Raw genomic sequence first — 16,600 nt, forward strand, 5'->3', positions numbered from 1 at the left:
AGAAACTCCCTCAGGCGACGTTGCGCTGGCCGTCGCCGCTCTCGATCCACTCGATCAGCATGGTCAGCGTGTGACGCAGCGTGCGCTCGGTCTCGCCGAGGCGCGCCTCGAGCTTGTCCGAGCGGGCGATGGCATCCGCCAGTTGCTGCTCAAGCGCCCCGAACTGCTCGCCCTGCGCCTGCCGTGCCGAGGCTTCGCGCTCTTCGGCAGCAGCGGTGAGTTGTGCGATCGCCGAGTGCAACTCACCAATCTGCGTGTCGCGCCCGGCCATGGCAGCCTCGATCAGCGCATTGGCGCCGGCGGTGTCGAGCATGTCGCGATGAGCGAGCGCCGCCTCGATGAGCGCGGTCGCGCCTTCCGTATCCAGCGCCTCGCGATCGGCGAGTGCCGACTCGATCAGCGCCATGACAACGGAGGTATCGATCGCCTGCACCGGCGCACTTGCGAAAGCCGCGGCTTCCACCGGTTGCGCAGCGGCAACTTCAGGCTCCGCGACCTTGGTGACCACTGCCAGCGCGCCGTCGTCGTTCATCTCGTCAAGCACCTGCTCGAGCATCGCGGCGTCGAGGTGCTCTCGGCGGTCCACCGCACCCAGCAGGAGCAAACGGTTGACGATCTGGTTGATGCGGCGGGGGATACCGCCGGTCGCCTCATGGATCGCCGGGAACAGCGCCGCATCGAAGCTCGGGTTGCCCTTCCAGCCGACGCAGCCGAGGCGGTGCTCGACGTAAGGCTGGACCTCGCGCACGTGCATCGGGCCGAGATGGTGCGTCGCGATAACGCGCTGACGCAGCTGTTCGAGCTGGTTGCTCTCGAGCAAGGTCTCGCGGAACTCGGGCTGGCCGAGCAGCAGCGTCTGCAGCAGCGGGTGCGAGCCGAGCTGGAAGTTGGAGAGCATGCGCAGCTCTTCCAGCGCGCTGACCGAAAGGTTCTGCGCCTCGTCGACGATCAGCAGGCAGCGGCGTCCTGCACGCGCCTCGTCGTGGAAGAACGCTTCCAGCGTGCCGAGCGCGGATGCCTTGTCATGCCCCATGACCGGCAGCCCGAACGACTGCGCGACGACGTGGACGATCTCCTCGCCGTCGAGCGCGCTGGTCACCACGTTGGCGGCCGTCATGCGCGCCGGATCGATGGTCGCCATCAGGTAGGCGACGAGTGTGGACTTGCCCGCGCCGACCTCGCCGGTGATGACCACGAAGCCCTCGCCCTGGGCAAGACCGTAGCCGAGGTAGGACAGCGCCTTGCGATGCGTGCTGCTCTCGAAATAGAACGCCGGATCGGGAGTAAGCTGGAAAGGCCTGGCGTCGAGCCCGTAGAAGTCGTCGAACATCGGGTTTCTCTCCTCAGAAGGTATAGCGCAGACCCGCGAGCGCCGAAGCGGTCCACAGGTCGTCGATGGAGGGCGTGTCGTTCTTCGCCCCGTCAATGCCGATCGCAAGCGTACCACGCAGGCGCGGCGCGAACATCTTGTAGTAGCTGGCCGAAGCCCCGTAGCCGGCAACGTCGCCGGTCAGCGGATCGTTGCTGCTGACCCAGTTGGCGTAGACGTTGGCCGACCAGCCCGCGTCGCGGCCCAGATCACCGCCGATGTAGGCCACCAGCCACCAGTTCTCATCCAGCACACCATTGGCGGAGGCGAGGACGGTATTCTGCGCGGCGATGTATTTGCGGCGGTCGTAGCCCGCGCCGATCCCTGCGCTCAGGCGGCCGAACTTCATTGAATAGTTCGCCGCCACGCCGCGCGCCCGGAAAGTAGACGAGCGGACCGAGCCTAGGACGCTGGACAGGCAGTTACCGCCCTCCAGCGAGGCGACGCAGCCGCGCAGTTCCCCGGTGATGGGATCGCGTACGACCTCGAAATCGTCCGGCAGCTGATCGAGCGCGCGGTTGACCTGCCCGCCAAAGCCCGAGACGTTGTCGTAGACCGCAACGTTGAACTGGCTGCGATCGCTTGGCGCATAAGCCAGCGTGCCGCCGAAGCTGGTCGAACCATAGCGACGGCCGATATGCGCCGACAGCGAAGTGCGACGGCTCGGGCGCCACATCACGGCGGCATCCCAGATGAGGCCGCTGACGTCGTAGGCCATCTCGCGCGGAGAGGACTTGTCGGTGACATAGCGGCCGTCGGAACCGATCACCGGCGCTCCATCGGCGTCGCGAACGGCATCGCGGCTGGAAATCTCCAAGTCCTCATAGCCGATTGCGCCAACCACCTGAACGGTGCGGCTGACCGGCACGGTGACCATCGCCCGGGCCTGCATGTCGCGGGCCCGCTGGTCGAGGTTGGAGATATCCTCCTGATAGAAGCTGCCGCCGACGCCCACGCCGACCGGCAGCACTGTGCCCGGCGCGAAGCCCGCCTGCACGTCCGCAGACTGGACGACGCTCTTGTCGAAGACGTCGGCCGCTGCACCGGTCTGGAGGTCACGCGAAGCGTTCGACTGCTCGACCTTGGTGAAACCGGCGCGGTAGTTGGCGCCCACGTCGAGGTCGCCGATCCGCTGGGTCACGGAGGGGCCGGCATAGACCGAATAGACTGTGGACTTGCCGTTGCCCGAGAGCGGTCCTGCGGCAAGCGCGGAGCCACCGTTCTCGACATTGACCTGAGAAGCGAGTGCTCCAGCCTCCAAGGTAACGCCCGGCGCGATAGTTGTGTAGCCGCGCACGAGGCCGCTGATCACATCCCCGTCGCCCGCCTTCTTGCCCCAGCCGAACTGGCGCTGGTAGCGCACCGAGGCCGAAGCGCCATTGTTGCGTCCCTGTATCGAGGCATCCACGCCGACCGCGACCTGGGTGTAAGTCAGCACGTCGCTACCGGGCGAAAGTTCGGCGGTGACGATCTGGTCGACCTCGATGTAAGGTGCGATGTCGATGCGCTTGCCGCCTTGACCTTTGGTCTGCCCCTTCGCACCGCGCCGCGACGCGCGATCGGACTTGCCGGAGGTCGCATCGGATGCACTATCGCCGCCCATGCCGGAACCGGCGCTACCCATGCCGCTACCGTAGCCGGTCGACTGGGCATGAGCCGCCACCGGCAGCGCAAAGGCGAGCGCCGCCAGCGCCACCATGCCAGATGCCTGCTTCATGCGGGTCATCCCTTGTATCCATAATAGGAGCCGAAGCGGCGACCGCTCGGGCTGAACTGGGCCGCGTTGAGCAGCAGTTGCACGTTAGGGCATGCACCCAGCAGCGAGATCGCGTCGTCCAGCGACCCTCGCCCGGTCTTGTCGGCGCGCGCGATCACGACCGTCTGGCCAACGTACTTGGCGAGTTCGGCCGCAGGCGAAGCCGCCAGCGCAGGAGGCGAGTCGAATATCACCATGCGGTTCGCCGCACCCTGCGTCAGCCGGTCGAGGATACGGGCGGTGCGTGAACTGGACAGGTACTCGCTGTCGTGCGCCGTCGTATCTCCCGCGGGGAGCACCCAGAGCCCGGGAATGTCGGTGCCGAGCACGCAAGTCGCAACGTCGATCGTCTCGTCCATCAGCGCGTCCATCAGCCCCGGACCGCCCGGAAGGCCGAGCGCGGAGAGGATCGAAGGCTTGGCGAAGTCGGCATCGACGAGCAGGACTTCGCTCTCCTTCTCCGCCGCGATCGACAGCGCGAGATTGAGAGCGCAGTAAGTCTTGCCCTCGCCCGGATGCGGCGAGGAGATCAGCACGCGCTGTGCCATCGGCCCCGCCTTCTGGCGGCGCAGGTCTGCAGCCTGAACCAGCAGCTGGCGCTTGATGATGCGAAACTCCTCCAGAAGCTCGGTGACCGCGCCTTCGGGCACGATCAGGCCCTGCTCGCGCAGGTGCTCGCGATCGACGGGATGCACGGTATCGCTGAAGCGTGCGGGCTCAGGCGCCGGTTCTGCGGCGGGCTGAGGCGCCGGAGCCGGAACCACGGCTGCAGGCGCGTGTGCGGGTCGAGCGGAAACGGGCTCTGGCCTTGCAGGCGCACGCCTGGCGGACCGCTCCGGGAACGCCACAGGCTTCGCAATCAGCGTGTTGAAGTCGAACCGGCCATTGGCGCGCTCGAACAGCGATTCGCCCTCCGGTTCATCAGGCTGGTTGGGAACGGGGATCTTGCGATGATCGGTCATGTCAGTCCCCTCACGCCACCATGCCACGCTGAATGAATTCGGCGGCAAGCAGCACCACGAACAGTCCGCAGAGCGCGGCGGTCCCGGCATAGAAATACTTGAGGCGCTTGGCCCGGAGCGCGCGTGCCCGGTCCGTCAGGCTGTGCGAGATGGCGCCCAGCACCGGCAGGCCGGTCGCCTTCTCCAGCCCCGCGGTGGTTGCGAAGACCGAACGCACCCGGCTCAAGGCGAAGGCGCCGGCGCACCCACCCGCGAAGCCCACGATCAGCACGCCCAGCAGCAGCACCGGACGGTTCGGCGCGACCGGCGTACGCGGGCTCGTCGGCGGATCGACGACCTGGAACTTCACCGCTTCGCGCTCGGTCTTCACTTCGCCGCGCAGGCGCAGTTCCTCGCGGTCCTGGAGAAGCTTGTCGTACTGCTGGCGAAGCACGTCGTAGTCACGATTGATGCGCTGGGCCTGGGTCGCGAGTTCGGGATCGGAGATCGCGGAGGCAGTCAGCGAGGCAAGATCGGACTGCGTGGCCGCCTTGCGCGACTGCAAAGCCTGTACGCTCGCCTGCCGCTCGGCGCGGATCGACTGGAGCGAGGAATAGGCCGGATTCATCGTGCCGCCGCCGCTCGCCGCTTCCTGAGCCGCAGGCGCACGCAGCGCCGCAACCTGGTTCTTGGCCGCGATCACGTCCGGGTGATTCTCGGTAAGGCCGCGCGCTCGCATCGCCGCGAGATCAGCCTGTGCGCGGGCGAGCGAGGACTGCGCCCCGCCATCCGCCGCGCCGCCAGAGATCGTGCGCGGCGTGCCTGCAAGTTGCCCGTCGATCGCCGCCAGCGCGCTCTGCGCCGCCGAAAGGTCGGCATCGATATCGCGCAGCGTCGCGCGCGAAGTTTCCAGACGCTGCGCCACGGCCGCGCCACCCAGCGCCATTTCCGGGTGCTGCGCTTCGAAGGCGGTGCGCTTGCTCTCGGCCGATTCCAGCTCGCGCTCGCGCGTACGCAATTGCTGGTTCACGAACTCCAGCGTCTCGACCATGTCACCGCGATTGCCGGAGAGGTTCTCCTCACGGAAGATGTCGATCAGCTTCTGTGCCACACTCTGCGCCAGCTTGGCGTTCTCGGCATCAGAGAAGGAACTGTCGTTGGCGGTCGCGGTGATCTCGAAGAGGTTGTCCTCCTGGCTCACGACCTTGACGTTCTTGCCCAGCTTGAGGACCGCCGCTTCCATCGCCTTGGGGTTCTCGATGGTGTCGCCGAGGCGCGTCGCCCGAACGACCTTCTCGAGGTTCACGGCGCTGGTGAGGGTCTGGCGAATTCGCTCGATGTCGCGCTTCTTGTCCGCCACGCCGATGCCGACCTGCTCAGCCAGGGCGTCGTCGAGCTGGATAAAGATGCGCGCGTGCGATTCGTAGCTGTTCGGGATCAGCGCCACGACCAGCCAGCCCGCAAGGCAGACCGCCCAGGCCACGGCCAGCGCGATCCAGCGACGATGCCAGATGCTGTGCAGTCCGGCGAGCAGTTCTTCGTAGAGCGAATCCATCTTAGAACATGCTTTCCGGGATGATGATCACGTCACCGGGAGACAGCATGACGTTGGCCTTGCTGTCGCCCTTCTTGAGCAGGTCGCCGAGGCGCAGTTTGTATTCCTGCTGCTTGCCCGCCGTCTTGTCGAAGCGGATCAGGCGCGCGCTGTTGCCCGAGGCATATTCGGAAAGCCCCCCCACCGCGATCATCGCGTCCAGCACGGTCATGTTCGCGCGGTACGGGATCGACGCAGGCTTTTCGGTGGCGCCGACGATGCGGATCTGCTGACTGAACGTGCCTGAGAACCCATCGACGATGACCGAAACCAGCGGGTCCTCGATGTATTGCGACAGCTGAAGGCGCAGGTCCTCGGCCAGCATCGAAGGCGTCTTGCCCACGGCGGGCATGTCGGTGATCAGCGGCGTGGTGATGCGGCCATCGGGGCGAACCTGCACTTTCGCGCCGAGTTCGGGGTTGCGCCAGACGAAGACGGTCAACTGATCGAGCGGACCGATGACGTATTCCTCACCCGGCCCTTCCTGCATCGACACGAAAGACGCGGGCGGCAATTCCCGGGCAGGGCCGCCGGAGGCGCCGCATCCGGTCAGGGCGACGCTGGCAAGCGCGGTAGCGGCCAGAAGTCGGGCTGGAAGATGCGGCATCAAAACGTCCTCGTCCTGCGCCCGGCCCGCTTCGCACGCCATGCGCGCAAGTCAGGCCCGGCAAAATTCAGTCCCCCGTATCGATGCAAACGGTGAATATTGCGTTAGCCTTGCAAGGCTAATTCCACGGCGGTCCCAAATCGGGACGCGAGCGATTCAGGCGTTAACGCAAGGTCAGACCAGCATTTCTTTCGCGGGGCCCTGGCCGAGGAAGCTGGCCGGACTGGCGCTGGCACCATAGGCCCCGGCGCAAAACACCGCGATCAGGTCGTCCACTTCGGCGCGAGGGAAACCGCCTTTGTCCGCCAGCTTGTCGAGCGGCGTGCAGAGGCATCCGACGATCGAGGCTTCCTCCTCCACTTCCGCGCCGAAACGGGTGGCGATCGCCGAAGGGTAATTGCGCCGCACCACGGTCCCGAAATTGCCCGAAGCCGCAAGCTGATGATGCAGCCCGCCATCGGTGATGAGAAAGACTTCGCCGTGGCTGATCTTGCGATCGACAATACGCGCGATATAGACGCCAGCTTCACCGACGAGATAGCGCCCCAGTTCGATGCAGAACTGCGTGTCCCGCAGCACCTCGGGAAGTGTCTCCAGTCGCGCAGCCAAGCGCTCGCCGAGGAGCGAAAGATCAAGCGGCGTGTCCCCTGGGAAATAGGGAATACCGAGCCCGCCACCCAGATTGCAGTGCGGGAGTGGCGTTCCACTGTCTTCGGCGAGCCGAGCCGCCAGCGCCAGCGCCTGGCCCTGCGTCTCGGCGATCGCCTCGGCATCGAGCGCCTGACTTCCCGCGAAAATATGAAACCCGCGCCATTCCGCACCACTGGCGACGACCTCGCGCACCAGCGCAGGCACCCGTTCGGCATCGACACCGAACGGTTTGGCGCCGCCGCCCATCTTCATTCCCGATCCCTTGAGATCGAACTCCGGGTTCACGCGAATGGCGAGACGGGGAGCGATGCCCAGCCGATCACCGATGGCGATGGCGCGGACTGCTTCGCCCTCGGATTCCAGATTGAGCGTCACGCCGGAGAGGATCGCCGTTTCCAGTTCGGCGTCGCGTTTGCCCGGCCCGGCAAAACTGACGTGATGCAAAGGGAGGCCCGCATCGCGGACGATTTCGAGCTCCCCTCCCGATGCAATGTCGAACCCGTCGACCAGCCCGGCCATCAGCGCCAACAGCGGCGGGAACGGGTTGGCCTTGACTGCGTAGTGGAGAGCGACACGCCCAGGCAGCGACGAGCGCAACGCGGCCACACGTCCACGGATGAGGTCGCTGCTATAGAGAAACAATGGCGTCGACGCCGCTTCCTCGACCCAATGCGTCACGGGTCGGCCACCGATAGCAAGCGTGCCGCCGATGGCTTCGTACCCGACCGGAATCGGCCCCAGCGGCTTCATGCGGCTGCCCCCCCTTGCTCGATCCCATGCACGATCTCGGTGGCAAGACCGGTACGATCGAGCTTTCCATTCGGGCTGACCGGCATCGTTTCACGCCAGTGAATCACTTTGGGATGCATGAAATTCGGAAGTTCCTGCATGAGTTTACGTGGCAGTTCTTCGACTGCGTCTGAAGTTTCCGGCGAGGCCCGGACCACCAGATGAACGGCCTGCCCCAGTCGTTCGTCCGGCACGCCCAGAGCGACCGCCTCAGCGACAAGCCCGGTCGCAAGCGCGGCGTCCTCGACCTCCTGAGGCGAAATGCGATTGCCTGCGCTCTTGATCATCGCATCGCGGCGACCGACGAAATACAGCAAACCGTCCGGCTCGCGCTTCACGCGGTCCCCAGACCAGACGGCGATCCCGCCATATCGCGAGGCGGCAGGCGCCGGTCTGTAGCGTTCGGCGGTGCGCGCCGGATCCTGCCAGTATCCTTGCGCCACCAGTGGTCCGCAATGGACCAATTCCCCCTCTTCTCCATCCTGAGATACAGTATTCAAGTCATTGATAACAAGTATTTCTGCGTGGGGAATGGCCATGCCCATGGACGTGGGATGCGTATCGACGAGATCGGGGTCTAGATATGTCGAGCGAAAAGCTTCGGTCAGGCCGTACATCGGGAACAGCCGAGCTTGGGGGAACAGCGCCCTGAGTCGCCGAACGAGGTCCACGGTCAAGGCGCCGCCGCTGTTGGTTAGGCGCCGCAGGCGCGATGCCGTTTGCACCGGCCATTCCATTTCGGTGACCTGCACCCAGAGCGGGGGCACGGCCGCCAGTGTCGTGATGGCATGCTTCTCCACCGCCTTCACCAGATCGCGCGGCATCAGATAGTCGAGCGGGACTACACAGCCCCCCGCATGCCAAGTCGAAAGCAACTGGTTCTGCCCGTAATCGAACGAAAGCGGCAACACCGCCAAGGTCCGGTCGTCCCGCGCCAGACCTAGGTAGTCCGCGACACTTTCGGCCCCGAGCCACATGTTCGCGTGGCTCAGCATGACCCCCTTCGGGCGCCCCGTGGATCCGCTGGTGTACAGAATTGCGGCCAGGTCGTCGGGATCAGCCTCGGAAGGTAGCATATCACCGTCGAGTTCGGCCGCAGTCGAAAGTGCCTCTGCCTCCCCCAACTGCCGACAATGCGCGGGAACGTCGTCCGCTTCCAGCGTCTTGAGCCGGGCCGGCGTTCCGATCAGCAGCACAGCACCGCTATCCGAAAGGATATGCGCGACCTGTGCATGCTTGAGCAGCGGATTGACCGGAACATGCACCAGCCCCGCCCGCGCCGCCGCCAGCGGCATGAGGCAGGTGAGTTCCCCCTTGGCCGCCCACGTCGCCACCCGCGCGCCCCGCTCGGGAACCTCGCGAGCCAGCCAAGCGGCAAGAAGAGAGACACGCCTTCTTAAATCCTTCCAGCTAAGCACGCCTTCGCGCAGCACTAGCGCGTCATCTGAATCGACCCCTCGCAGCACGAGGTGATCGAGCGGCAGGATCGGATTTTCGGCGCTATCGGACATTGGGCCGAGCGTTGTTGGGCCGGGCATGAGAAGGAAAGGCTCCGCGAGGGGTACGTGGCGAGTTTGCAGATCGACTATCACTCCGATCTTAAGGAAGTGCAATCGGATGAAGCGCTTGCGCGGCTGCTCTCCGACGCGCAGCAGCATGCGCCCTTCGATCGACTGGCCTGGTGGCAGGGCTTGGTCGAACACTGCGGCATCCTGCCAGTGCTTGCGGTGGCGAAATCAGCTGATGGCGTGGCGATTCTTCCGCTCTGCGGGCATCGCGGCCAGCTTTCGGCACTGGCTAACTGGTACACTTTCCGGTTCAGACCGATCCTCAGCGGCGAAGCTCCCCTGCAGGCTCTGGCTCGCGATCTGGGCCGCCGGACACACCGCGTGACGCTTCACGGATTGCCGGAAGAGGACGGGAGCATGTCCACCCTCACCAGAGCATTCAAGGCCACCGGGTGGCTCGTTCGACGCGAAGTCTGCGACACCAATCGCGTGCTTCCGGTCATGGAGCGCAGTTTCGAGGACTATCTCGCCGGCCGCCCCGGAAAGCTGCGCACGACCCTCAAGCGCAAGTCGGGCAAAGTCACGACCCGGGTGTTGTCCCGCTTCGACGCCGAAGCCTGGAAACAGTACGAAGCAATCTACTCCGAGAGTTGGAAGCCCGAGGAAGGCTCGCCCGCGTTCCTGCGTACTTTTGCCGAAGCAGAGGGCACAGCGGGCCGCCTGCGCCTTGCCTTGGCCCATGCTGCCGATGCTCCCGAAGGCCCTGCCATTGCCGCCCAGATGTGGACGGTGGAGGGCGGCACCGCGTTCATCCACAAGCTCGCCCACCGGGAGGCCGCAAAGCCGCTTTCTCCCGGCTCCGTATTGACGGCGGCGCTGATGCGCCACGTGATCGAAATCGACCGCGTGGATCTCGTCGATTTCGGCACCGGCGACGATCGTTACAAGCAGGACTGGATGGAAACCCAGCGGCCCCGCTACCGGCTCGACATGTTCCGCCCTTTCGATCCGCGCAATTGGGCTTCTCTTGCCGGGATCGGTCTGCGGTCACTTGCCGCAAGTGCGAAGCGCGGCTAGAGGGCGCCGTCAAGAATGACAGATTGCCGAGGGGCCATGCCAGACCAAACCGACCTGCTGCTGCGCCGCATCCTGACGGATGTGCTTGGGCTCAAGCCGGGTCAGGCCGATACGTTCGATGATGACACAGGCCTGTTCGGGCACCTTCCCGAACTGGATTCGATGGCCGTGGCCGGTCTTCTGACTGAACTCGAGGATCGCCTCGACATCATCATCGACGACGACGAGATCGAAGGCGAGATGCTGGAGACTTACGGCGGCCTGCTCGCGTTCGTAGAGGCGAAGCGCGGCGCCTGATGGTTCCGGCAAGCTGGCCCTGCCCGCTCCCCGGCGGCGGAACCAGCGAGGAATTCGCGCTGTCCTGCGATGCGGGGCGCGATCATCGCCTGCTGATCATACCCGCCCTCTTCGATGAGGGGAACAAGCTGCGTCGCTTCACCGTAGAGGTCATGCGGCGACTCGAACTTGCCAGGATCGACAGCGTTTTGCCCGATCTCCCCGGTTGCAACGAGAGCATGCTGCCCCTCGTCATTCAGAATCCGGCGGGCTGGCTGGATGCCATGACCTCCGCTGCCCGGCATTTCAGGGCGACCCACGTGCTGGGCATGCGCGGCGGCAGCCTGTTTACTCCGAAGTCTCTGCCCGCATTCCACTATGCCCCCGTCAAGGCAACGACGATCCTGCGCCAGTTGTTACGCGCACGCATCCTCTCATCCCGCGAAGCCGGGCGGGAGGAAAACCGCGAAGCTCTCGCCGAAGCAGCGGTCACGCGCGGCATAACCCTCGCCGGTTACGAAATCGGTCCCGACTTCTACCGCGATTTCGAACCGATGGTCCCGGACGAAACCCCCACTGTCATCGGGCAGGATGAAGTCGGTGGAAGCGGCCTCTGGCTACGCGCGGAGCCCGATGAGAATGGCGCACAGGCCGACGCCCTTGCCACCCTGCTGACAGGAGCGCTCCGGGCATGAAGCGACGGCACCTCTTTTTCGCCTGTGCCGGTCAAAGGCTCGCAGCCACTCTAGACGAAGCTCAAGGAAACTGCGCAATTCTGCTCGTCTCGGGCGGGAACGAAGTGCGCGCCGGAGCGTGGAACGGTCAAGCCCGCTTCGCCGCCCGAATCGCTGACCACGGCTTTCCAGTCCTGCGCTTCGACCGACGCGGCGTGGGTGACAGCGAAGGCGAAAATCTTGGATTCAGGCACAGTTCTGCGGATATTGCCGCGGCGCTGGAAGCCCTGCGAAGCCAAGCCCCCCATGTTCAGCATGTCATCGGTTTCGGCAATTGCGACGCTGCCAGTGCCCTGATGCTTGCAGGAGGCGCAGGTCTGGACGGCCTTGTGCTTTCAAACCCCTGGACCATCGAGAATTCCGACGAGGAAGCCCCTGCCGAGATCGTGCGCGATCACTACCGGCGGCGTCTCGCTGATCCAGCGGCAATCAAGCGATTGCTGACCGGCAAGGTCTCACTGTCAAAGCTGGCCCGGAGCCTGGTTACCGCCACCCGCCCCGCGCCTTCGACACTGAGCGGGCTGACTGCCGAAATAGCGCAAGGTATCGCAGGCTTCAAAGGGTCGGTGCGCTTCCTGATCGCGGGACGCGATCGTACCGGACTGGCCTTCCTTTCCCACTGGGACAAGACCGACGACCGCATCCGTATCTGCAGCAAAGCCAGCCACAGCTATGTCGAACCCGATGCCCAGGACTGGCTGCTCGGTCAGGTTCTCGAGATATTGCGGGACTGAGTAATGATCAGGCTCGCATGAGCGCGCCCGCGAGCCCTTCGCGAATCTCCGAAAGTCTACGGAAGAAATCTTCTGCCGATGATTCTTGCCGATTGCTCATTTCGGGTGCCGCAATACTTGCTACCGCCAGTGACGATTTGTCGCTGATCGCCTTGGCTGCGCCGCGCAGGGTGTAACCCTCACGATGGACAAGCCGATCGATCTCGCGGATCAACTCAACGTCCTCCGGACGGTAATATCGTCGATTTCCGCTACGTTTAATCGGCTGGAGCGACGCGAACTGCTCTTCCCAGTACCTTAGCACATGGGGCCTGATCGCGAGCGCCTTGGCCACTTCGCCGATCGTGCGTAGCGCCTGCGGCTCCTTCCCGTCTTCGAAAAGCGGGGCATCTTCGAAAAATGCTGCCCTTACAGGCGCACCGGGTGCTGAAACGTCCATACCTGCCTTTTCCCGACGGAACTTTCCCGTCAATCTGTGGCGATACGGTCCTTCAGCATCTGGCTGGCACGAAAGGTCATGACGCGCCGGGGGGTGATCGGCACTTCTACGCCGGTCTTCGGGTTGCGGCCTATCCGTTCGCCCTTGTCGCGCAGCAGGAAAGTGCCGAAGCCCGAGATTTTGACGTTCTCGCCATCGCTGAGGGCCGTCGTCATGTGCTGCAGGATCGCTTCCACCATGGCAAGCGACTCGGCACGGGATATGCCCAGCTTGCGATGAATCGCCTCGGCAATCTCAGCCCTTGTCAAAGTATCCGTAGCGCGCATCAATCCCGCATCCCCATAGTGCGCCGATGTGACGCATAATATTAGAAACAGGCAAGAAATCAACGGTGCGTCCAATATTGAACGCAACCGGTGCGGTGCAGTCGCTTGTCAGATGCGAATCAGGCTCGCACCCCACGTAAATCCGCCACCCATGGCCTCCAGCATGACGAGATCGCCCTGCTTGATGCGACCGTCGCGCACTGCCACATCGAGTGCGAGCGGAACCGACGCAGCCGAGGTATTCGCATGCTGGCCGACCGTCATCACCACCTTTTCGGGCGGCAGACTGAGCTTCTTGGCCGTCGCATCAAGGATGCGCGCATTGGCCTGATGCGGCACGAGCCAGTCGATGTCGGAGGTGGAAAGGCCAGCCTCTTCAATGACTTCACGCAGGACTTCCGCAAGGTTGACGACGGCGTGGCGGAAAACCTCGCGGCCTTTCATGCGCAGCTTGCCGACCGTACCGGTGGTCGAGGGACCGCCATCGACGAAGAGCAACTGGTTGTGCGCGCCATCGGCGTGAAGCCGGGTCGCGAGGATTCCCCGGGGAGTTTCACCCACCTGTTCCTGCGCCTCCAGCACCACGGCGCCCGCGCCGTCGCCGAAGAGCACGCAAGTCGTGCGGTCTTCCCAGTCGAGAATGCGGCTGAAAGTCTCCGCCCCGATGACCAGCGCACGCCTGGCCATGCCGGTGCGCAGCATCGAATCGGCAACGCCGACGGCATAGAGAAAGCCCGAGCACACCGCAGCAACGTCGAAGGCGATTCCGCCCGCACGGCAACCGAGCCGGCTCTGGACGATCGTGGCGCTGGCGGGGAACGTCTGGTCGGGCGTGGCAGTCGCCAGCACGATCAGGTCGATCGAATCGGCATCGATGCCCGCAGCCTCGATCGCCTTGCGCCCCGCTTCGGTGGCGAGGCTGGAGGTGGTCTCGTCGGCCTCGGCGATGTGGCGGTTGGAGATGCCGGTACGTTCGACGATCCATTCGTCGCTGGTATCGACCCGCCCTGCCAGTTCGGCATTGCTGACGGCATTGCGCGGGAGCGCGGAGCCGGTTCCGATCAGTACCGAACGAATCATCAGGCGCGCTCTTCCTGTACGCCGGTCAGCCCCTTAGGCATGCGCCAGGTCGACCCTCCCAGACGGGCCAGGTCGGCAGAGATACGCTCGGTCACGTTTTCCTCCAGGAGCCGGGCGGTGACCGCCACGGCATTGGCCACGCCTGCAGCATTGGCGCTGCCGTGGCTCTTCACGACAATGCCGTTGAGGCCAAGGAAGACCGCGCCATTGTGATTGTTGGGATCGAGGTGGTGCTTGAGCAGGTCGGTAGCCGGCTTCGAGATCAGGAACCCGATCTTGGAGCGCAGCGAACTGCTGAAGCCGCGGCGCAGCAGGTCGGCGACGAAGCGGGCCGTGCCTTCCACCGCCTTGAGAGCGACGTTGCCGGTAAAACCGTCGGTGACGACCACATCGACGTCGCCGCGGCAGATCTTGTCCGCCTCGGTGAAGCCGTCGAAGGACATCGCAAGGTTTTCGGCCGCGCCCTTGAGCACAGCGGCTGCATCGCGCAGTTCCTCGGTGCCCTTGGTCTCTTCGGTGCCGATGTTGAGCAGACGCACACGCGGTTCGGCGCGGCCGGTGGCCACGCGCGAATAAGCCGCGCCCATGATCGCGAACTGGACCAGGTTACGGCTGTCGCACTCGGTATTGGCACCGAGGTCGAGCATGATGACGTCGTTGTCGCCCAGCGTCGGCAGCAGGGCCGCCAGTGCAGGACGATCGATGCCGGGCATCGTGCGCAGCGTCAGCTTGGAGATCGCCATCAGCGCGCCGGTATTGCCGCCGCTGACGGCAGCCCCGGCATGGCCGAGCTTCACCGCTTCGATCGCGCGCCCCATGGACGTGCCCTTGGCCCGGCGAAGCGCCTGGCTGGGCTTGTCCTCACCGCTGATCACGCCATCGGTGTGCAGGATTTCGGAGCTGGCCCGCAAGTTCGGATGATTTTCGAGCGCGGCCTTGATCCGCACCTCATCACCGACGAGCAGGAACTTGAAACGGTCATGACGGCGGCGCGCAAGCGCGGCGCCTTCAATCATGACGCGCACGCCCTCGTCGCCGCCCATCGCATCGATAGCGATACGCGGCAAACTCATGGGGCTTTCTCCGAAATACGTCGTAGGATCTAAGTCTTAGACTTCGACCGCGACGATTTCACGACCGTTGTAGTGGCCGCAAGAATTGCACAGGTTGTGCGGGCGCTTCAGTTCGCCGCAGTTGCCGCATTCGTGGAATGCTTCAACCTTCAGCGCGTCATGGCTGCGGCGCATGCCCCGGCGGGAGGGCGAAGTCTTTCTTTTAGGGACAGCCATTTCGGCACCTGTTCCTGCAAATACGTGTCTGTCAAAAAGGCCGCCGGTGACCGGGTAGGGACACGGCGGCTTGCGAAGGCGCGCCTATAACCCATTTCACGCGAGTTGCAACCCGTTACTCCCTCCACCATCAAGCCGTCACCAATCGGGAGTACGCCTATATGATTCTGCAGACCACCCTCAGCATGTCCGCCGCAGCAGCCGTCGTCGCCTTCTGGCTGGCGGTGCGTACCGGCAAGGCGCGCATGGCGGCGAAGGTGTGGCACGGCGATGGCGAGAATCCCGTGCTTCTGCGCCGCATGCGCGCTCAGGCCAACTACGGCGAGAGCGCGCCGTTCGTGCTGATTCTCGTCGCCGCAATCGAGCTTTCCGGCAAAGCCGGGCAATGGCTGGCGATCGTCGGCGCACTCTATCTGCTGGCGCGCATCGCCCACGGGATCGGGATGGACAAGGCGGAGAAATCTCCCCTGCGCGCGGCCGGCTTCATCATCTCGGTGCTGACGTTGCTGGGACTCGCACTGATGGCCGTGCTGATCGCGACGGGGCGATTCTAGACCGGTAGCCCGCGTTTGATCGCCTCGTCGCTGACGTAGGGATTCGTCAGACGCTCCTGTCCGAACGTGCTCACCGGGCCGTGGCCGGGGACGAAAGTAACGTCGTCCCCGAGCGGCCAGAGCTTCTGTGTGATCGAGTGCACCAGATCGTCGAGATTGCCGCGCGGGAAGTCCCAGCGGCCGATGCCGTTCTGGAACAGCACGTCGCCGACCATGGCGAACTTGCTGGGCTCGTGATGGAAGATGACGTGGCCGGGCGTGTGCCCCGGACAATGAACGACGTCGAGTTCCAGTTCGCCTACGGTGACCTTGTCGCCGTCTTCGAGCCAGCGGTCGGGCTCGAAGGTATGCGCCTCCATGTTCCAGCGCGGCCCGTCTTCATCGAGCTGCGCGATCCAGAAGCGGTCTTCCTCCTGCGGCCCCTCGATCGGCACGCCGAGTTCCTTGGCCAGCACGCCGGCCTGCCCGCAGTGGTCGAGGTGGCCGTGCGTGACAAGAATCTTCTCAAGCGTCACCCCGGTCTTCTCCAGTGCCTGCTTCAGCTTGTGCAGGTCACCGCCGGGATCGACCAGCGCGCCCTTCATCGTGGCGGTACACCACAGGAGCGAGCAGTTCTGCTGGAGGGGCGTGACGGGAATGATCCCCACGCGCATATGTTGTTCGGTGCCTTGGGTCATGCCCTTGGAAATGGCCGCAGAGCGCCGCGAATGCAACCGGGCTGAAGTTTGTCCGCTTCAGGCGGATTCGGCACCGGCCCACGCCCCCACCCGACCTCCCATCAAGGATACACTAGGCCGTATGTTCGTGCGGTGAAGTTGGCTCGCCCTCGGAGTAAGCAGGAAACGGGGGTTACGCCGGACGGACCGGCGCCTATCC

At 64.6% G+C, this 16,600-nt stretch carries 18 protein-coding genes; 5 read left to right on the top strand and 13 right to left on the bottom strand.

Annotated elements, in window-relative coordinates:
• Positions 1-10: 10 nt before the first annotated feature.
• The 7 genes from QRN25_RS08335 to QRN25_RS08365 all read right to left on the bottom strand — a co-directional run bounded on the left by QRN25_RS08335 (position 11) and on the right by QRN25_RS08365 (position 9,218).
• Positions 11-1,330: an XrtA/PEP-CTERM system-associated ATPase gene (locus tag QRN25_RS08335; RefSeq protein WP_285018620.1), complete on the bottom strand. Its 1,320-nt coding sequence runs from the start codon at positions 1,328-1,330 to the stop codon at positions 11-13.
• A 13-nt stretch (positions 1,331-1,343) separates the two neighbouring features.
• Positions 1,344-3,095 (bottom strand): preprotein translocase subunit YajC, encoded by a 1,752-nt coding sequence (locus tag QRN25_RS08340; protein ID WP_285018622.1) that lies wholly within the window; start codon positions 3,093-3,095, stop codon positions 1,344-1,346.
• Entirely contained in the window at positions 3,092-4,087 is a 996-nt protein-coding gene (locus QRN25_RS08345) for a P-loop NTPase family protein (RefSeq protein WP_285018624.1), read from the bottom strand. Before QRN25_RS08345 ends, QRN25_RS08340 begins: the two co-directional genes overlap by 4 nt.
• A 10-nt stretch (positions 4,088-4,097) precedes the next feature.
• Complete coding sequence (locus QRN25_RS08350; protein WP_285018626.1) at positions 4,098-5,621, bottom strand: XrtA system polysaccharide chain length determinant; 1,524 nt, start codon at positions 5,619-5,621, stop codon at positions 4,098-4,100.
• A gap of 1 nt (position 5,622) precedes the next feature.
• Positions 5,623-6,267: an XrtA/PEP-CTERM system exopolysaccharide export protein gene (locus tag QRN25_RS08355; protein WP_271183510.1), complete on the bottom strand. Its 645-nt coding sequence runs from the start codon at positions 6,265-6,267 to the stop codon at positions 5,623-5,625.
• Positions 6,268-6,441: 174 nt separating this feature from the next.
• Positions 6,442-7,668 carry a pyridoxal-dependent decarboxylase, exosortase A system-associated gene (locus QRN25_RS08360; protein ID WP_271183511.1) on the bottom strand — a complete coding sequence of 409 codons (1,227 nt, stop codon included), beginning with the start codon at positions 7,666-7,668 and terminating at the stop codon, positions 6,442-6,444.
• A complete protein-coding gene (locus tag QRN25_RS08365; RefSeq protein ID WP_285018629.1) occupies positions 7,665-9,218 on the bottom strand; it encodes an acyl-CoA ligase (AMP-forming), exosortase A system-associated in 1,554 nt (517 codons plus the stop codon). Before QRN25_RS08365 ends, QRN25_RS08360 begins: the two co-directional genes overlap by 4 nt.
• On the opposite strand from QRN25_RS08365, the gene QRN25_RS08370 reads away from it, so the two are divergent.
• Genes QRN25_RS08370 through QRN25_RS08385 form a run of 4 tightly spaced genes read left to right on the top strand, consistent with a single transcriptional unit; the run spans position 9,177 to position 12,036 of the window.
• Positions 9,177-10,292 carry a GNAT family N-acetyltransferase gene (locus QRN25_RS08370; protein ID WP_285018631.1) on the top strand — a complete coding sequence of 372 codons (1,116 nt, stop codon included), beginning with the start codon at positions 9,177-9,179 and terminating at the stop codon, positions 10,290-10,292. The two genes, QRN25_RS08365 and QRN25_RS08370, sit on opposite strands and share 42 nt — an antisense overlap.
• A 36-nt stretch (positions 10,293-10,328) precedes the next feature.
• On the top strand, positions 10,329-10,589 hold the full coding sequence (locus QRN25_RS08375) for a phosphopantetheine-binding protein (RefSeq protein ID WP_285018633.1): 261 nt from the start codon (positions 10,329-10,331) through the stop codon (positions 10,587-10,589).
• On the top strand, positions 10,589-11,263 hold the full coding sequence (locus tag QRN25_RS08380; RefSeq protein WP_285018635.1) for a hypothetical protein: 675 nt from the start codon (positions 10,589-10,591) through the stop codon (positions 11,261-11,263). The genes QRN25_RS08375 and QRN25_RS08380 overlap by 1 nt, the downstream gene beginning before the upstream one ends.
• Complete coding sequence (locus QRN25_RS08385; RefSeq protein ID WP_285018637.1) at positions 11,260-12,036, top strand: hydrolase 1, exosortase A system-associated; 777 nt, start codon at positions 11,260-11,262, stop codon at positions 12,034-12,036. Before QRN25_RS08380 ends, QRN25_RS08385 begins: the two co-directional genes overlap by 4 nt.
• Positions 12,037-12,043: 7 nt before the next feature.
• Here the strand turns inward: QRN25_RS08385 and QRN25_RS08390 are convergent, their stop codons facing one another.
• The 5 genes from QRN25_RS08390 to rpmF form a co-directional block, all read right to left on the bottom strand.
• Positions 12,044-12,475, bottom strand: a complete 432-nt coding sequence (locus QRN25_RS08390; protein WP_271183516.1) for a MerR family transcriptional regulator — start codon at positions 12,473-12,475, stop codon at positions 12,044-12,046.
• A 29-nt stretch (positions 12,476-12,504) separates the two neighbouring features.
• Positions 12,505-12,801 carry an integration host factor subunit alpha gene (locus tag QRN25_RS08395; RefSeq protein WP_008829423.1) on the bottom strand — a complete coding sequence of 99 codons (297 nt, stop codon included), beginning with the start codon at positions 12,799-12,801 and terminating at the stop codon, positions 12,505-12,507.
• 108 nt (positions 12,802-12,909) lie between these two features.
• Complete coding sequence (locus QRN25_RS08400) at positions 12,910-13,881, bottom strand: beta-ketoacyl-ACP synthase III (protein ID WP_285018640.1); 972 nt, start codon at positions 13,879-13,881, stop codon at positions 12,910-12,912.
• Positions 13,881-14,954 (bottom strand): phosphate acyltransferase PlsX, encoded by a 1,074-nt coding sequence (gene plsX, locus QRN25_RS08405; protein WP_008829421.1) that lies wholly within the window; start codon positions 14,952-14,954, stop codon positions 13,881-13,883. The genes QRN25_RS08400 and plsX overlap by 1 nt, the downstream gene beginning before the upstream one ends.
• 36 nt (positions 14,955-14,990) lie before the next feature.
• Positions 14,991-15,170, bottom strand: a complete 180-nt coding sequence (gene rpmF / locus QRN25_RS08410; protein ID WP_008829420.1) for a 50S ribosomal protein L32 — start codon at positions 15,168-15,170, stop codon at positions 14,991-14,993.
• A gap of 161 nt (positions 15,171-15,331) precedes the next feature.
• On the opposite strand from rpmF, the gene QRN25_RS08415 reads away from it, so the two are divergent.
• Complete coding sequence (locus tag QRN25_RS08415; RefSeq protein WP_285018642.1) at positions 15,332-15,724, top strand: MAPEG family protein; 393 nt, start codon at positions 15,332-15,334, stop codon at positions 15,722-15,724.
• Here QRN25_RS08415 and QRN25_RS08420 read toward each other — a convergent pair.
• Positions 15,721-16,401: an MBL fold metallo-hydrolase gene (locus QRN25_RS08420; RefSeq protein ID WP_285018644.1), complete on the bottom strand. Its 681-nt coding sequence runs from the start codon at positions 16,399-16,401 to the stop codon at positions 15,721-15,723. The two genes, QRN25_RS08415 and QRN25_RS08420, sit on opposite strands and share 4 nt — an antisense overlap.
• Between the last annotated feature and the right edge of the window lie 199 nt (positions 16,402-16,600).

Origin of the sequence: Novosphingobium sp. fls2-241-R2A-195 (genome assembly GCF_030209485.1) — a bacterium.
In the GTDB taxonomy this organism is placed as follows: domain Bacteria; phylum Pseudomonadota; class Alphaproteobacteria; order Sphingomonadales; family Sphingomonadaceae; genus Novosphingobium; species Novosphingobium resinovorum.

Bases quoted from the DNA above. Each gene is read 5' to 3' on its own strand.
- QRN25_RS08360 (WP_271183511.1), bottom strand. From the start codon at position 7,668: ATGAAGCCGCTGGGGCCGATTCCGGTCGGGTACGAAGCCATCGGCGGC.
- rpmF (WP_008829420.1), bottom strand. From the start codon at position 15,170: ATGGCTGTCCCTAAAAGAAAGACTTCGCCCTCCCGCCGGGGCATGCGC.
- QRN25_RS08345 (WP_285018624.1), bottom strand. From the start codon at position 4,087: ATGACCGATCATCGCAAGATCCCCGTTCCCAACCAGCCTGATGAACCG.
- QRN25_RS08415 (WP_285018642.1), top strand. From the start codon at position 15,332: ATGATTCTGCAGACCACCCTCAGCATGTCCGCCGCAGCAGCCGTCGTC.
- plsX (WP_008829421.1), bottom strand. From the start codon at position 14,954: ATGAGTTTGCCGCGTATCGCTATCGATGCGATGGGCGGCGACGAGGGC.
- QRN25_RS08395 (WP_008829423.1), bottom strand. From the start codon at position 12,801: ATGCGCGCTACGGATACTTTGACAAGGGCTGAGATTGCCGAGGCGATT.
- QRN25_RS08400 (WP_285018640.1), bottom strand. From the start codon at position 13,881: ATGATTCGTTCGGTACTGATCGGAACCGGCTCCGCGCTCCCGCGCAAT.
- QRN25_RS08375 (WP_285018633.1), top strand. From the start codon at position 10,329: ATGCCAGACCAAACCGACCTGCTGCTGCGCCGCATCCTGACGGATGTG.
- QRN25_RS08380 (WP_285018635.1), top strand. From the start codon at position 10,589: ATGGTTCCGGCAAGCTGGCCCTGCCCGCTCCCCGGCGGCGGAACCAGC.
- QRN25_RS08335 (WP_285018620.1), bottom strand. From the start codon at position 1,330: ATGTTCGACGACTTCTACGGGCTCGACGCCAGGCCTTTCCAGCTTACT.
- QRN25_RS08390 (WP_271183516.1), bottom strand. From the start codon at position 12,475: ATGGACGTTTCAGCACCCGGTGCGCCTGTAAGGGCAGCATTTTTCGAA.
- QRN25_RS08340 (WP_285018622.1), bottom strand. From the start codon at position 3,095: ATGACCCGCATGAAGCAGGCATCTGGCATGGTGGCGCTGGCGGCGCTC.
- QRN25_RS08420 (WP_285018644.1), bottom strand. From the start codon at position 16,401: ATGACCCAAGGCACCGAACAACATATGCGCGTGGGGATCATTCCCGTC.
- QRN25_RS08350 (WP_285018626.1), bottom strand. From the start codon at position 5,621: ATGGATTCGCTCTACGAAGAACTGCTCGCCGGACTGCACAGCATCTGG.
- QRN25_RS08365 (WP_285018629.1), bottom strand. From the start codon at position 9,218: ATGTCCGATAGCGCCGAAAATCCGATCCTGCCGCTCGATCACCTCGTG.
- QRN25_RS08355 (WP_271183510.1), bottom strand. From the start codon at position 6,267: ATGCCGCATCTTCCAGCCCGACTTCTGGCCGCTACCGCGCTTGCCAGC.
- QRN25_RS08385 (WP_285018637.1), top strand. From the start codon at position 11,260: ATGAAGCGACGGCACCTCTTTTTCGCCTGTGCCGGTCAAAGGCTCGCA.